The organism is Skermanella pratensis, from assembly GCF_008843145.1.
Lineage (GTDB): Bacteria > Pseudomonadota > Alphaproteobacteria > Azospirillales > Azospirillaceae > Skermanella > Skermanella pratensis.
In genome coordinates, this window is record NZ_CP030265.1 from 2,778,741 (window position 1) to 2,793,466 (window position 14,726).

Below are 14,726 nucleotides of genomic sequence, written 5' to 3' on the forward strand. Positions count from 1 at the left end.
GCCATGGCGACGAGACTGCCGAATGAGAGCCGCCGGGACGCGAGCAAGCCTTTCGCGATCTTCACCCTGTTCATGCTGCTGGTCATGATCTTCCCCGTCTATGGCTTCGCCAACAGCGTCGAGCCCATGATCCTGGGACTGCCGTTCTCGCTGTTCTGGATCATCGCCTGGATCGGCGTCGAATTCATTGGCCTGGTCTGCTTCATCGCCTATGAGTTCACGGGGGGCGACCGCTGATGGAACGGTGGATGATCGCATTGCTGGCGATGGGCGTTTATCTCGTCTTCGCCTTCCTGATCGGGTTGCTGGCGGGCCGGGGCCGGTCCTTCTGGTCGGTGTCGGAATACACCGTCGCCGACCGCGGCCTCGGGCTCGTGCTGATGTGGTTCCTGATGGGCGGGACTGTGTTCAGCGCCTTCGCCTTTCTGGGTGGGCCGGGCTGGGCCTATTCCAAGGGGGCGGCGTCCTTCTACATCCTGGCCTACACGTGCCTCGGCCTGCTGCCCTGGTATCTGATCGGGCCTAAGGTGGCCCGCATCGGCGAGCGCAAGAACTTCTACACCATGGGCGATTTCCTCGGCGACCGGTACCGGTCGAGGGCCATCCAGGTCCTCGTGGGGATCATCTCCGTGCTGGCCTTCATCCAGTATCTCACTTTGCAAATCAAGGGGATGGCTTACGTCTTCAATGTATTGACTGAAGATGCGATCCCGATCTGGCTCGGTGCGCTGATCTCCTACGGGATCGTCATCGTCTATGTCGCGACCAGCGGCGTGCGGGGTGCCGCATGGAGCGACGTGCTGCAGGGGATCCTGATGCTGGTTGTCGCCTGGGTCGTCGGGTTCACCCTGGTCTACCAGTTCCACGACGGTATCGGCGCGATGTTCCGTGGGATCGCCGAGAGCCGTCCCGGCTTCCTGACGATCGGCGGCGAAGGGTCGGCGATGTCGCCCATGGCCTATACCACCATCCTGCTGGTCTCGGTGATCGGCTTCATCATGTGGCCGCACCTGTTCACCAAATCCTTCACGACGACCGAGAAGAAGATCAAGCAGACCGTGCTGGTCTATCCGCTGTTCGCGATCTTCCTGGTGCCGATCCTGTTCATCGGCTTCTCCGCCGTGGGCATCGTCGATCCGTCGGAACTGTCCGGCCCGGACACGATCCTGCCCCATCTGGTGACCAGCGAACTGGGGGCGAGCGGGCTGGTGTACGGCCTGATCGGAGCCGGCGCGCTGGCCGCGGCGATGTCGTCGGCGGACGCGATTACCCATGGCGGATCAGTGTCTTTCGGCCGGGACATCATCCAGCCTCTCAAGCCCGATCTGTCCGAGCGGGCGCAGATCTGGGTCATGCGCCTGTCGGTCGTGGCGATCGGGACGGTTGCCTATTACCTGTCCATCTTCGGGGCCGCCGGGCTGGTGCAGCTTCTGGTCGGCGCGTACGGGTCGATTGTCCAGTTCGCGCCGGCCGTCTACGGCGCCCTATGGTGGCGGCGCGGCACGGCGCCGGGCGTGATCGCCGGTTTGGTCGGCGGCATCGTGGTCAATTACTACTTTCAGCTCGTCCAGCCCGCGACGCCGCTGGACATCAATGCCGGGATCCTGGGCCTCATCGTCAACGTCGTCCTCTTCATCGGAATCAGCATGATGACGCAGCCGGACGAGGCTGCGGCCGAAGACTACGTCGAGGCCTGATCATCCGCGGGCCGGGCGCCGCTGCGCCCGGCCCGCCCGTTCCATACAGCCTGCCGTTCCACTCGCCGCGATGCGTCGGCCCGGCTGTCCCGGCTTGGTCAACCTGGCCGGGCACTGCTCTAGCGGGCCCGGCGGGCCAGTATGTTCAGGCTTTCTATCATAGCGGAAAAGGCCATCGCCGCGTAGATGTAGCCCTTCGGCACATGGGCGCCGAAGCCTTCGGCGATCAGCGTCATGCCGATCATCAGCAGGAACCCCAGCGCCAGCATGACGACCGTCGGGTTCCTGGCGATGAAGTTCGCCAGAGGGTCGGCGGCCACCAGCATGACGGTGACGGCGACCAGCACGGCGATCACCATGATCGGGATATGCTCGGTCATGCCGACGGCGGTGATGATGCTGTCGACGGAGAAGACGAGGTCAAGCAGGAGGATCTGGCCGATCGCAGCCCCGAAGCCGATGCTGCCGCCCTTTTTGTCGAACATGTCCGGCCCGGGATCGGGATCGACGTTGTGGTGGATCTCCTTGGTCGCCTTCCAGACCAGGAACAGGCCGCCGGCGATCAGGATCAGGTCGCGCCAGGAGAAGCCGTGGCCGAAGGCCGTGAAGATCGGCTCGGTCAGCTGGACGATGAAGGCGACGGTGCCGAGCAGGCCCAGGCGCAGGACCAGGGCTAGGCTGATGCCGATGCGGCGCCCGCGCGAGCGTTGATCTTCCGGCAGGCGGTTGGTCAAGATCGAAATGAAGATCAGGTTATCGATGCCCAGGACAACCTCCATCGCGATCAGCGTCGCGAGGGCGATCCAGGCCGCCGGATCGGCGGCAAGCGCGAGCAGGTACTCCATCGTCGGCAAGCATCCCCTATTGGGTTTCAGTCGCGGGTAGTGGCCGCTGATAACGGCCTGACCGACCCTTTGGATCATGCTTGCCGCAAATTGGCTTGCCGCGGGTCAGGTTGCCTCGGCCACCTCCGGTTTCGGTTCGGGCTCCGGCCAGTGGCGGATGCCCAGCCGGACCAGCGTGGCGGCATGGTTGATGGCGCAGGTGGTGCCGTCGAGCAGCGGGACGGGAACCTGGTCGCGGATGCGGTGGGCCAGGCCAGCAAGGGGCCCGCCGCCGAGAATGATCGACCGGACGCCCGCGGTCGCGGCTGCCTTGCGGCACAGGCTAGCCAGGACGGCGCCATGATCGTGCTGTACCGTTGCCGCCCTCCTGGCGGCGTCCTCCGCGCCGGCGGGCAAGTCGAGCGCATGGATCGCCGAGAGCCGCTCGGCGAAACCCAGCCGGCGGGCCGCCTGCTCCAGGACCGGCTTCAAGGCCGATCCCACGGTCACGATCGCGAACCGGCCGCCGCACATCAATGCGGTGAGCATCGCGCTTTCCGCGATACCGACCACGGGAACCGGCGAGATGTCGCGCGCGGCGTCCAACCCCGGATCGGAGAACGCCGCGATCACGACGGCATCGAATCCCGGGGCCAAGCACGCGACCAGTTCCAGCACCGCTTCGGCCGCCGTCGCCGACTCTTCCGGTGTCTGGATGAAGGGGGAGCCGAAGCGGGCGGACACGCCGGTGATCTCGATGTCCGGGGTCGCGACGCGCCGCGCCTCGGCCACGATGCTCTCGGTGACGGCGACGGTCGTGTTCGGATTGATGACGAGGACTCTCATGATCTCTCGCGGTCGATTCTCAGGCACCTGGCGGTATGGTCGGGAGCCGGGTGGAACAGCGGGATGTCGCTCTCGCGGCACCGGGCATCGACATAGCGGCAGCGCGGCGCGAAGCTGCAGCCGGGAGGCAGGCGGGCGAGGTTGGGCGGGGCGCCGGGAATCGTCCGCAGGCGCTCGCCGCGCGACGCGCCGTGGACGGTCGAGGCAAGCAGGCCCTCGGTATAGGGATGCAGGCGCCGGCCGATCACGTCGCCGACGGGACCGGTCTCGATGAAGCGGCCGGCATACATGACCGCGACATGGTCGGCGATCTCGGCGGCGACGCCCATGTCGTGGGTCACGAAGATCACGGCCATGCCCATCTCGCGCTGGAGTTGGCGCAGCAGGACGAGAACCTGCATCTGGACGGTGGCGTCCAGCGCCGTCGTCGGCTCGTCGGCCAGCAGCAGGTCGGGCCGGCACGACAGCGCAAGCGCGATCATCGCCCGCTGCCGCATGCCGCCGGACATCTCGTGCGGATAGGCCTTCAGGCGGCGCGCCGCGGAAGGGATCTGGACCAGTTCCAGCAGTTCGAGGGCGCGCTTGTCGGCGTCCCGGTAGGATACGCCCTCGTGGCGGACCACCGTCTCGGCGATCTGGCGGCCGATCGTGTAGACCGGGTCGAAGGCCAGCATCGGTTCCTGGAAGATCATGCTGACGACGGAGCCGCGGACCTGCACCAGTTCGCGCTCGGAGAGGGACAGGATGTCGCGCCCCCCGATGCGGATGCCGCCTCCGTACCGCGTCCGCCGCGGCGGGTGAAGGCGCATCATGGCCTTCAGCGTGACGCTCTTGCCGGAACCGGATTCCCCCAGGATGGTCAGCACCTTGCCGCGCTCCAGGGTGAAGTCCACGCCGTTGACGGCGTTGATCTCCCCGTCGCCGCCCCTGAAGCGGACGGTCAGGCCTTCCACCGACACGAGGGGTGCTTCGGCTGGCGCCGTCCCGGGGGCGGCGTCCTGGCGCAGGGCTGCGGTCATGCTACGGCTCCGATCGGCTGGGGGGCGGCCCTCGTGTGGCCGGAGCCCGCGATTTCCATGTGGCAGGCGGCGGCGTGGCGTTCGGCGGGCCGGATGGTTTCCAGGTGGGGCTCCGTGCGGGCGCAGACATCCTCCGCGAAGGCGCAGCGGGTGCGGAAGCGGCAGCCGGACGGCGGGTTGATCGGATTGGGCGGGTCGCCGGTCAGGGCCGGCGCGGTCGTCCGGCGGGCCGGGTCCATGCTGGGCATGGAGGAGAGCAAGGCACGGGTGTAGGGATGGCGGGGGTCGCCGTAAATGGACTCGACCGTGCCGGTCTCGACCGCCTTTCCCAGGTACATGACCAGCACCCGGTCGCTGATGTACTGGACCACGTTGAGATCATGGGAGATGAAGATGTAGGTCAGGTTCATCTCACGCTTCAGGTCGTTCAGCAGGTTCAGGACCTGCGCCTCGACCGACTTGTCCAGGGCGGAGACGGCTTCGTCGAAGATGACCAGGCGGGGTTCCAGCGCCAGGGCGCGGGCGATGTTCACGCGCTGACGCTGGCCGCCCGACAGTTCGTGCGGGTAACGGCGGACGAACAGGTTGGGGTCGAGCCCGACCTTGGCGAGCAGGGCACGGGCGCGCTCCCGCGCCGCCTTTGCGGGCACACCATGGACCTTGGGGCCGAAGGCGATCGACTCCTCGATCGTCAGGCGCGGGTTGAGGCTCGCGTAGCTGTCCTGGAAGACCATCTGCATGTTCCGCCGCATGTCCCGGACGGAAATCCCGTGCTGCTCGCCGACACCCTCGCCGTCGAAGATGACGTCGCCCGCGTCGGGCTCGATCAGGCGCATCAGGAGGCGAGCGGTGGTCGACTTGCCGCAGCCGCTCTCGCCCACGACGCCCAGGGTTTCCCCGCGGGCGACCTCGAACGAGATCTCGTCCACCGCCTGCACGGTGGCGACCTTGCGGTTCAGCACGCCGCCCAGGATCGGGAAGTACTTCTTCAGGTCCTTGACCAGGAGGAGCGGCTGGGCGCTGCCTGGGGCGGAGATCGCCGCGGTCATGATTTCACGTCCATGGCGGCGCGCAGGCCGTCGCTCATCAGGTTGAAGCAGATCGATGTGATGAAGATCATCACGCCGGGCAGGGCGCAGACCCAGGGATTGACGTAGATCGATTGCCGCAGCGTGTTCAGCATCAGGCCCCATTCGGGTTCGGGCGGGCGGACGCCCAGCCCTAGGAAGCTGAGGCCGGAGGCGAGGATGATGGACACGCTGATCAGCCCGGTGGCGAAGACGAAGACGGGGCCGAGCACATTGCCCAGCACATGGACGCGGATGATGGTGAAGCTGCCGGCGCCGCTGGCGCGCGCGGCCTCCACGAAGTCCAGGTTTCGTACGCTGGTGGTCACGCTCTCGGCGACGCGGGTGATCGGAGGGATGAAGACGATGGTCAGGGACACGATGCTGTTGACCAGCCCGGCGCCGAGCGCCCCCGAGATCGCGATGGCGAGCAGGACGGAGGGGAAGGCGTAGAACACGTCAACCGTCCGCATGATCACCATGTTGACCTTGCCGCCGACGAAGCCGGCGACGATGCCGAGCAGGCTGCCGACCACCAGGGCGTTGATCACGGGGGTGATGCCCATCAGGAGCGACAGCCGTCCGCCATGGATCAGTCGGCTCAGCATGTCGCGGCCCAGTTCGTCGGTGCCGAGCGGGAGTCCCGGCGTCCCGATGTCCTTCAGGCGGCGGATGACGCTGGTCTTGTAGGGATCGGCCGGCGCGATCCAGGGCGCGAAGATGGCGGACAGGATGATGGCGGCCAGGACGGCGAGGCAGAGGATCGTCGTCCAGTCGCCGCTCAGCCGGCGGAAGACGGTGCTCCAATAGCCGCGGGACGTGACCGGCACATCGGGAACCAATCCCGGCAGGGTGGTTTCGGCCATGTGTCAGGCCCTCTTGATGCGGGGGTCGACCGCCGTCTGGATCAGGTCCACGACGACGTTGAGGAAGACGAAGAAGAGCGCCAGCACCAGGATGGTCCCCTGGAGCATCGGGATGTCGCGGCGGAAGATCGCGGTGTTCAGCAGGAACCCGGTGCCGGGCCAGGAGAACACCGTCTCGATCAGGATCGAGCCGCCGAGCAGGTATCCGAGCTGAAGCCCCATGACGGCGAGGACGGTGGGGGCCACGTTGCGGATGACATGGCCCAGGATGTGGCGTTCGGACAGGCCCTTGGCGCGGAGCGCCTGGACGAATTCCTGGTTCAGGACCTCCGCCACGGCGGAGCGGGTGGTGCGCATCACGATGCCGATCGGGATCACCGCCAAGGTGATCGCGGGCAGGATCAGGTGCCGCATGTGGTCCCAGTCCCAGGCCCAGTCGGTCGAGCCGCCGGGGCCCATGCCGACCGCGGGCAGGGCGTTCATCTGGACCGAGAAGACGATCACCAGCACCATGCCGAGCCAGTAGTGCGGGACGCTGATGCCGGCCACGGCGATGGCGGTCGCGGCCTTGTCCATCGCGCGCCCCTGGTTGTACCCGGCGACGAACCCCAGCACGGCGCCCAGGGTGAACCCGACGAGGGCCGCGCAGAGGGAGAGCAGGATCGTGTTGCCCACGGCGGACATGACCTCCGCCGCGACCGGCTGGCCGGAGGCTACGGAGTTGCCCAGGTCTCCGGTGACGGCGCGGCCGAGCCACAGCGCGAACTGGACCGGCAGCGGCTTGTCGTAGCCGTAGTCGGCGCGCAGCCGCTCGATCACTTCCGGCGGCGCGTCGGCGGGGGCGATGGCACTGATCGGGTCGCCGGGAGCGAGATGGACCAGCAGGAAGATCATCAGCGACACGCCGAGCGCGATGGGCACGGAATAGAGCAGCCGTCGTATCAGGTAGGAGATCATGGCGCGGCCTTCCTGGATCCGGGCGGCGCGGCGCCGCCCCGGCCCGTTACTCGACGGTGATGGAGGAGAAGTTCTGGTACCAGTTCTGCGCCTGGACGAAGCCCTTCACCTTGGGCGACATGGCGCGCGGCGCCACATCGTGGGTGACGTAGAGGAACAGGGCGTCGTTGACGAACTTCTCGTGGACCTGCTGCAGCGCCTTGGCCTGTTCCGCCGGCTCGAAGGCGGTCTTTGCCTTCAGGAACAGGGCGTCCATTTCCGGGTCGTTGTACCAGCCCCAGTTGGTCCCGTTCGGAGCGGTCAGCCGGCTGTCGAGGTGCCGGATGAAGCCGGTGAACGGGTCCTGGATGAAGTAGCTGAAATTGATGGAGTGGGCGCCCTTGACCTGGTCGGACTTGGCGCCGGCGCGCCACAGGTTCACCATGGTGTTCCACTCGACCACCTCGAACTCGACATTGATGCCGACTTCGCCCAGCGTCTGCTGGATGTATTCGTTCATGGGGAGCGGCTGCATCTGGCCCGACCCGCTGGCGGAGATCAGCGCCTTGACGGTGACCGGCTTGTCCGGACCGTAACCCGCCTCGGCCAGCAGTTCCTTGGCCTTTTCCGGGTCGTAGGTGATGTCGAACTCGGGCTTGCCGAACCACTGGCTGCCGGGCAGCACGTGGCCCTTGGCCGGCACCATCATGCCCCCCAGCAACTCGCTGAGCCCCTCGCGGTCCACTGCCAGGTTGGCCGCCTTGCGGATGCGGATGTCGTTCCAGGGCGAGCCTTCGACACGGCTGAGGTGCCAGGTCCAGTTGTGGGGATAGCCGTTGGAGGTGATCTGGAAGCCGGCCGACTTCAAGCTGGGGATCGCGTCGGGGGGGGGGCCTCGATCCAGTCCACCTGGCCGGAGCGGAGAGCCGAGGTCCGGGTCGCGGCTTCCGGGACCGGGACCAGGATCAGCTTGTCCAGCTTGGGCACGCGGGTCTTGTCCCAGTAGTCCTTGAAGGGCAGCATCTCGGCGCGCTCGCGCGGCGTCCACGAGACGAGCTGCCAGGGGCCGGTGCCGGAAGGCTTCTCGGCGAACTTGACCCAGTCCTTCCCGACCGTCTCCCAATGGGCAGGGCTGGAGATCAGGATCCAGGCGAGCTGGTAGGGCAGGAAGGCGTCGGGCTCCTTGGTGGTCACTTCCAGGATATGCTCGTCGACAGCCCGATAGGAGGCGACCGCAGGGATGCGGCTGCGGCCCTGGGCCGCCTGCTTGGGATCATACTGCGGAGACTTGTCATCGAGCAGCTTGTCCAGGTTCCAGACCACGGCCTGCGCCGTGAAGTCGGAGCCGTCGTGGAACTTGACGCCCTCGCGCAGCTTGAAGGTCCACCGGGTCTTGTCGGTGGCGTCCACCGCCCATTCGGTCGCGAGGCCGGGGACGAGATCGGACGGCTTGTCGGCCGAGGTCAGGTCCCAGTTCACCAGCGCGTCATACACGGTGTAGCCCATGAATCGCTGCCCTTCGCCGCCCTGGTCGGTCTGGCCGGTCGTCAGCGGAATGTCCGCCAGCGTCATGCCGATCCTCAGGGTGCCTTGGGCATCGGCGTATCCGGGCGCCATCAGCGCCGTCGCGACCGCCGCCGCGGCCATCAGTCTCTTCATCGTGCTCATGCGCAAAATTGCCTCCGCCCCGTTTCAGGTCCGATTTGTCGCAGGGCTTGTTCAAGATCGGTGCCAGGGAGGCGGCGCTTGGCGGTTGGTCGGACCGACTGTTCGCAACGCTTCGTTTCATGCTCAAAAATACGGCAGTATGTCTGCGGTGCCCAAATGACCGGCAGCACATTCGGCCGGCCGATGTTATCCAGGGAAGACTTGTCGAAGACTCCAAAGGAACGAGCACCGATGCCGATCGAGATTCCGAGCCGTGAGGATCACTCCGACCTGAGGGACGCCGTGCGCGGCCTGTGCGCGGACTTCGATGGCGCCTATTGGCGGCGGATCGACGAGGAGCGGGGATATCCGGAGGAGTTCGTCACCGCTTTGACGCGGGCCGGCTGGCTGGCGGCGCTGATCCCCGAGGAATACGGGGGCTCAGGCCTCGGGCTGACCGAAGCGTCCATCGTCATGGAGGAGATCAACCGGTCCGGCGGCAACTCCGGTGCCTGCCACGGGCAGATGTACAACATGTCCACGCTGCTGCGGGCGGGCAGCGCGGAGCAGAGGCGCAAGTACCTGCCGGGCATCGCGTCGGGGGAGCTTCGCCTGCAATCCATGGCGGTCACGGAGCCGACGACGGGGTCGGACACCACCAAGCTCAAGACGACGGCGGTGCGCAAGGGCGATTGCTACGTGGTCAATGGGCAGAAGGTGTGGACGTCGAGGCTCCAGCACTCGGACCTTATGATCCTGCTGGCCCGGACGACGCCTCTGGATCAGGTGGCGAAGAAGTCCGAAGGGCTGTCGGTCTTCATCGTGGACCTGGCGGAAGCGGCCGGCAAGGGGATGAGCGTGCATCCCATCCGCAACATGGTCAACCACGAGACCAATTCCGTCTTCTTCGACGACCTGGAGATCCCCGCGGAGAACCGCATCGGCGAGGAGGGCAGGGGCTTCCGCTACATCCTGGAAGGTCTGAACGCCGAGCGCGCACTGATCGCGGCGGAGTGCATCGGCGACGGCCACTGGTTCGTCGAGAAGGCATCCGCCTATGCGGGGGAACGGGTCGTGTTCGACCAGCCGATCGGCCGCAACCAGGGCATCCAGTTCCCGATCGCGCGGGCCTACGTGGACGTGGAGGCGGCGAGCCTGATGCGCTTCAAGGCCTGCCGTCTGCACGACGCCGGCCAGCCCTGCGGAGCCGAAGCCAACATGGCGAAGCTGCTGGCGGCCGATGCCTCCTGGGCGGCTGCCAACGCCTGCCTGCAGACCTTCGGGGGCTTCGGTTTCGCGGCTGAGTACGACGTGGAACGCAAGTTCCGCGAGACGCGCCTGTATCAGGTGGCGCCCATCTCGACCAACCTGATCCTGGCCTATGTCGGCGAGCATGTGCTGGGAATGCCGCGATCGTACTGAGGAAGAGGGAGGACGCGCGTCCTCCCCGGCAACCTTGAGCCTACACGACCGCAGTCGGCGGCTCCCGCCCGTCGAAGTGCGCCGACAGTTTCCGGTTCAGGAAGTTTTCAGGAGATCTCGAGAACGGCCTTGCCCACTCCGGGAAACTCCGCGGTTAGGCGGCAGGGGGCCTTCACGAAGATGGTGCCGCACGTGGAACCCGACGTGACTTGGTCGCCGGCCTTGATCCCGCCCTGGCTGCGGGACCCGACATTGGCGAGCCACAGCAGCATGCGCCGGGGATCTCCGGCCGAGTTGCCGCCGATCGTCTCGAATTCCCGCTTGTCGCCGACCCAGAGCGTGACCGGCTGGTTGACCGGCTCGATGCCGCGCCAGCCGGTCGTGCCGGTGCCGACCACGAGGACGCCGTGGCTGGTCTGGTCCGCGATCTGGCTGAACTGGTCCACCGACTTCCACACCTTGTAGCGCGTGTCGGCGATCTCGATCGCCGCATGGACCGATCCGACCGCCGCCAGCACTTCCTCGAGATCGTAAGGCTTGTCCGGGCGGGCAGGGGGGATGCGAAGCGGTAGACCAGCTCGGCCTCCGCCCCGATGACGTTGAAGCTCGAGGCGGGAAGCCGGGCGGGGCTGTCGTGGATGGTGTCGGCCGCAAGGGCTCCGCGGACGGGTTCGGCCGTGGGGGACGGGGCCCCGACCTTCCAGCCGGCCGCCCCGCCCCGGCGCTGGACGAGCAGATCCTGGATCGCGTAGGCCTCTTGCAGGTTTTTCGGCCGGGCGGACTCCGGAAGTTCCGTCAGCCACGCACCGGTGCGCCGGGCGTCGAGCAGGAGGTCGGCGGCTGCGGACAGGTCTGTTTCGGTCACGCTTGTCAGTCCTTCGTTCTTCAGGTTTCGAACACGGTCGCGGGCATCGCCGCCCGCGGGATGATGGCACCGCGATGCTGCACGACCACGCCGGCCAGCCTATGGCCAGCCCGCGCCGCCGCTTCCGGGTCGGCTCCCTTCAGGCGGGCCGCCAGATAGGCGGCGGCGAAGCTGTCGCCGGCCGCGGTGGTGTCGGTGACGTTCTCCACCGGTGCCGCATCGACCAAGCTGTCGGTGTCTCCCGTCATCACCCGGCACGAGGGGTGGGCCAGCTTGAGGGCCAACTCCGGGGGTTTGCCGCCCTCCAGCAGCGATTCCTCGCCGCGCCCGCCATACAGCAGGTCGAGATCCTCGGTCGACGCCAGGACGATGTCGGAACGGTCGAGGACTTGGCGGTAGGCGTTACGCGCCACCTCGGGCTCCGGCCAGCCGCGGGGGCGGAAATTGGTGTCGAAGGCCAGGCGTGCGCCGCCGGCGCGGGCGCGGTCGATCGCCTCGAACAGGCGCCCGCGCCCGGCCTCGCCATAGAGCGACAGGGTGATGCCGGAGAGGTAGAGGAGGCCGTAGTCGCGGGCCAGCGCCTCGATCAGGGACGGGGTGCCCGGCTGGTCGAACAGGTCGCGCGCCGCCGCGCGGTCGCGCCAGTACTGGAACCGCCGCTCCCCCTTCGGGTCGGTCTGGATGACGTAGAGGCCCGGAAGACGGCCGGCCATGCAGACCACCCGGCCGGTTCCGATGCCCTCCTCGGCCCAGGCCGTGACCATCTCCTCGCTCCACCCGTCATCGCCCAGCGCGGTGACGTAATCGACCTCGACGCCGAGACGCGCCATGTACAGGGCGGTGTTGAGGGTGTCGCCACCGAAGCTGCGCGACAGGGTACCGTCGGCACGTTCCGACAACTCGATCATGCATTCGCCGATGCAGGCGACCCGAACCATGCTTTTTCTCCGTCCATGCCAGTGACACCCGCACCCGGGGCCGTTCCCAGCAATAGCCGCCCGGACAGGGTTTGGTAAAGAATGCATCAACTTCCCGCGCCCTGCCGCTCGCGGTCCTGGCGCTCCACCTGCTTGTTGGTGTTGGCGAGGAAGGGCGCCAGGCCGGCGGCGTCGAGGACATGGTCCGCCCCGGCGGTGAGTTCGGCGAAGAAGGGGTTGGTTATCTCGCAGACCAGCAGGCCGACGGTCTTGGTCCGGGCGGCGCGCATGTTGGCGGCCAGCGGACTTTCGCGCAGCACAAGGGAGACGGTCGAGCGGGACACGCCGGCATGGCATGCCACGTCGAGTATGGTGACGCGACCCCGGCCCGCGATTTCATATGAATCCGGCATTCGCTTGACCCGTCCTCCGTCCCCCCGGTGCGGCCGGTCGCTTCCATGTTATTGGATCGATCCAAAACCGCCTTGAAGCTTGATGCGCCCGGCTGTCAAGGAAGTGCCGCTTCCCGCCATGCGGTATCAAGCGCGCGAGAAGCGGAGCAGGCCGTCGCTGTCCGCCCGCCTGACGAGGCGATCCCTTATGGCCAGATGGTTGAGATGCGCCAGCGCCTCGCCGACCGCGAACACAAGCTGATGGGGATCGAGCGGGCGGTTGAACATCACGCGGGTCACCTCGGCGACGGTGCTCGGTTCCGCGCAGGCTTTCACGACCTCGTCCAGCCGCTCGCGATGGTGGGCGGCCAGCGCGTCCAGCCGCGCATGCAGGCCGGTGAAGGGCGTGTCGTGCGACGGCAGGACCAGAAGATCGTCGGGCAGGCTCCGCAGCCGGTCCAGGGTGCGCAGGAAATCGTCCAGCGGGTCAGCGTCCGGTTCCGATGCCCATACGCTGATGTTCGGGCTGATGCGCGGCAGCACCTGGTCGCCCGCGATGAACAGGCTCCGGTCGGGGCAATGAAGGCAGACATGTTCCGGCGTGTGGCCGCCGCCCGTGATCACGTGCCAGTCGGCCCCGCCGATCGGCAGGCGGTCGCCCGCCTTGAGGCGGCGCAGGCGGGCGGGCAGGGGAACCACGCCCCTGGCATAGGAGTTCCCGCGCTCCGCCATGACGGCGAGCGCCGCTTCGTCCAGCCCGGCGCGGCGGTAGAAGGCGAGGCTGGTACGGACCATGGCTTCCGGACTCTCCAGGCTGAGCATCCGGCCGAACAGCCACTCCGTCAGGCTGGCGCAGAACTCGGCCTTCCAGCGGTCGACCAGCCATCCCGCAAGGCCGACATGGTCCGGGTGGAAATGGGTCGCGATGACCCGCACCACCGGCTTGTCGCCGAGCGACTCCCTGAAGATCCGCTCCCAGTGGTCCTTGGTCCGACTGCTGCCGATGCCGGTATCGACGATCGTCCAGCCGTCTCCGTCTTCAAGAAGCCAGACGTTGATATGGTTGAGCGCGAACGGAAGTGGCATCCGCACCCACAGGACCCCGGGCGCAACCTGCCGCACAGTCCCGGGTTCGGGAAGCTCGTCCATGACCTGCCTCGCGGCGACCTGGCTCGGGGCGCGTCGGGCTTCTTCCATGTGCGTGGGCTCGGTTTGTTGGTCTCTGGCGTCGGGCCGGCACCGCCCGTTCCGTTATACAGGCCCGCCGGTCCGCCGCGTCAAGGATTATGCCTGATCGACGTACTTTCAGGGCAGCCAACTATTGCCGAATCCTCGGTGGAAACTGTCACACCGCGCCGTCAGACTGCGGACATCTGGAAGAAGCCGACGGCAACCGGTCGAGACATGTCAGGAATGGCAATGCGGGAAAGCTACATCATAGAGTTGGATGACGATGCGGTCGGCGTCGTCGTGGCCTGTGGCGACCGCGTCACCTTCCATGCGTCGGACGCACGCTTGGCGGAATTGGAAGGTCGTGTTTTCGACGATGCCGGTGAGGCCGTCAGGGCCGCCCGGTCGCAACTTGGGAAGGCTGCGTGAGGGGAGAAATCCCGAAGGCCTTTCGACACCCCGCGGAGAGGTCTGCGGGGTGCCTGCTCAAGGATGGGGCCCAGGCGCACGGGGTCAGGCGAAGCGGCGCATCCGTTCCAGCTGGCTGACAGCTTCCGTGGGAGTCTGGCCGCCCGCGGCGACCGCGAAGAAGCTGGGAAGGTGACGATCGACCAGGGCGATGTGACGCTCCACCAGAAGGTGCAGGCTGCTGGGGACCGCCTCGGCCGGAATGCGGTGGATGCCCCGGCAATGGATTCGTCCCGAAGCGTCCGGTCCCTCGAACCGCCCGTCGTCAGCCAAGTCGTTCAGGCAGGCGACCAACTCCCCGATCGCGGCCCGTTGACGCCGGCTGACGGTCAGGGGCAGCGTGGAAACGATGTCGAGGATGTCGTCCGCGTGCTGCTGACGCCCCTCGTCGACGGTCATGACGACCGGCCAGTTGCCGTTGCGGCCCATGGCGTGGAAGCGCAATGCCTGAGGGTCTTCACGCTTGCGCGAAGATCCCGCGTGGCGTCTTCCCAAATCCTTCCGCAAATGCTCGAGAACCCGTTGCATGCCGGCGTACCCCTCCCTTGGAGCAGCATCCGGAGCGTTCCTTCGCCCGAAAGACAGAACGC

15 protein-coding genes and 1 pseudogene are annotated in these 14,726 nt (G+C 67.1%); 4 read left to right on the forward strand and 12 right to left on the reverse strand.

Features of this window, described 5'->3' with window-relative positions; genetic code table 11:
* Window positions 1-3 precede the first annotated feature (3 nt).
* Window positions 4-237 carry a hypothetical protein gene (locus DPR14_RS12575; RefSeq protein ID WP_158045447.1) on the forward strand — a complete coding sequence of 78 codons (234 nt, stop codon included), beginning with the start codon at window positions 4-6 and terminating at the stop codon, window positions 235-237.
* On the forward strand, window positions 237-1,697 hold the full coding sequence (locus tag DPR14_RS12580; protein WP_158045448.1) for a sodium:solute symporter family protein: 1,461 nt from the start codon (window positions 237-239) through the stop codon (window positions 1,695-1,697). The genes DPR14_RS12575 and DPR14_RS12580 overlap by 1 nt, the downstream gene beginning before the upstream one ends.
* A 119-nt stretch (window positions 1,698-1,816) precedes the next feature.
* Here DPR14_RS12580 and DPR14_RS12585 read toward each other — a convergent pair whose 3' ends face one another.
* The 7 genes and pseudogenes from DPR14_RS12585 to DPR14_RS29105 all read right to left on the reverse strand — a co-directional run bounded on the left by DPR14_RS12585 (window position 1,817) and on the right by DPR14_RS29105 (window position 8,923).
* Window positions 1,817-2,542 carry a TerC family protein gene (locus tag DPR14_RS12585; RefSeq protein ID WP_158045449.1) on the reverse strand — a complete coding sequence of 242 codons (726 nt, stop codon included), beginning with the start codon at window positions 2,540-2,542 and terminating at the stop codon, window positions 1,817-1,819.
* Window positions 2,543-2,647: 105 nt separating this feature from the next.
* Window positions 2,648-3,367: an aspartate/glutamate racemase family protein gene (locus DPR14_RS12590; RefSeq protein ID WP_158045450.1), complete on the reverse strand. Its 720-nt coding sequence runs from the start codon at window positions 3,365-3,367 to the stop codon at window positions 2,648-2,650.
* On the reverse strand, window positions 3,364-4,386 hold the full coding sequence (locus tag DPR14_RS12595; RefSeq protein WP_158045451.1) for an ABC transporter ATP-binding protein: 1,023 nt from the start codon (window positions 4,384-4,386) through the stop codon (window positions 3,364-3,366). Before DPR14_RS12595 ends, DPR14_RS12590 begins: the two co-directional genes overlap by 4 nt.
* Window positions 4,383-5,435, reverse strand: coding sequence for an ABC transporter ATP-binding protein (locus DPR14_RS12600; protein ID WP_158045452.1), 1,053 nt, complete (start codon window positions 5,433-5,435; stop codon window positions 4,383-4,385). Before DPR14_RS12600 ends, DPR14_RS12595 begins: the two co-directional genes overlap by 4 nt.
* Window positions 5,432-6,319: an ABC transporter permease gene (locus DPR14_RS12605; protein ID WP_158045453.1), complete on the reverse strand. Its 888-nt coding sequence runs from the start codon at window positions 6,317-6,319 to the stop codon at window positions 5,432-5,434. Before DPR14_RS12605 ends, DPR14_RS12600 begins: the two co-directional genes overlap by 4 nt.
* Window positions 6,320-6,322: 3 nt before the next feature.
* Window positions 6,323-7,276 (reverse strand): ABC transporter permease, encoded by a 954-nt coding sequence (locus tag DPR14_RS12610; protein ID WP_158045454.1) that lies wholly within the window; start codon window positions 7,274-7,276, stop codon window positions 6,323-6,325.
* A gap of 46 nt (window positions 7,277-7,322) precedes the next feature.
* A pseudogene (locus tag DPR14_RS29105) lies at window positions 7,323-8,923 on the reverse strand (ABC transporter substrate-binding protein).
* Window positions 8,924-9,154: 231 nt separating this feature from the next.
* Between DPR14_RS29105 and DPR14_RS12620 the strand changes: the two are divergent.
* On the forward strand, window positions 9,155-10,324 hold the full coding sequence (locus DPR14_RS12620; RefSeq protein ID WP_158045455.1) for an acyl-CoA dehydrogenase family protein: 1,170 nt from the start codon (window positions 9,155-9,157) through the stop codon (window positions 10,322-10,324).
* A 107-nt stretch (window positions 10,325-10,431) separates the two neighbouring features.
* Here DPR14_RS12620 and DPR14_RS12625 read toward each other — a convergent pair whose 3' ends face one another.
* The 4 genes from DPR14_RS12625 to DPR14_RS12640 form a co-directional block, all read right to left on the reverse strand.
* Window positions 10,432-10,842: a hypothetical protein gene (locus DPR14_RS12625; RefSeq protein ID WP_158045456.1), complete on the reverse strand. Its 411-nt coding sequence runs from the start codon at window positions 10,840-10,842 to the stop codon at window positions 10,432-10,434.
* A 367-nt stretch (window positions 10,843-11,209) separates the two neighbouring features.
* Window positions 11,210-12,127, reverse strand: coding sequence for a sugar kinase (locus DPR14_RS12630; RefSeq protein ID WP_158045457.1), 918 nt, complete (start codon window positions 12,125-12,127; stop codon window positions 11,210-11,212).
* A gap of 86 nt (window positions 12,128-12,213) precedes the next feature.
* Window positions 12,214-12,519 carry a LacI family DNA-binding transcriptional regulator gene (locus DPR14_RS12635; protein WP_158045458.1) on the reverse strand — a complete coding sequence of 102 codons (306 nt, stop codon included), beginning with the start codon at window positions 12,517-12,519 and terminating at the stop codon, window positions 12,214-12,216.
* Between the two features lie 126 nt (window positions 12,520-12,645).
* Window positions 12,646-13,695, reverse strand: coding sequence for an MBL fold metallo-hydrolase (locus tag DPR14_RS12640; RefSeq protein WP_246149253.1), 1,050 nt, complete (start codon window positions 13,693-13,695; stop codon window positions 12,646-12,648).
* A 138-nt stretch (window positions 13,696-13,833) separates the two neighbouring features.
* On the opposite strand from DPR14_RS12640, the gene DPR14_RS12645 reads away from it, so the two are divergent.
* A complete protein-coding gene (locus tag DPR14_RS12645; protein WP_211103980.1) occupies window positions 13,834-14,097 on the forward strand; it encodes a hypothetical protein in 264 nt (87 codons plus the stop codon).
* A gap of 84 nt (window positions 14,098-14,181) precedes the next feature.
* Here DPR14_RS12645 and DPR14_RS12650 read toward each other — a convergent pair whose 3' ends face one another.
* Window positions 14,182-14,580 carry a hypothetical protein gene (locus tag DPR14_RS12650; protein WP_192499448.1) on the reverse strand — a complete coding sequence of 133 codons (399 nt, stop codon included), beginning with the start codon at window positions 14,578-14,580 and terminating at the stop codon, window positions 14,182-14,184.
* Between the last annotated feature and the right edge of the window lie 146 nt (window positions 14,581-14,726).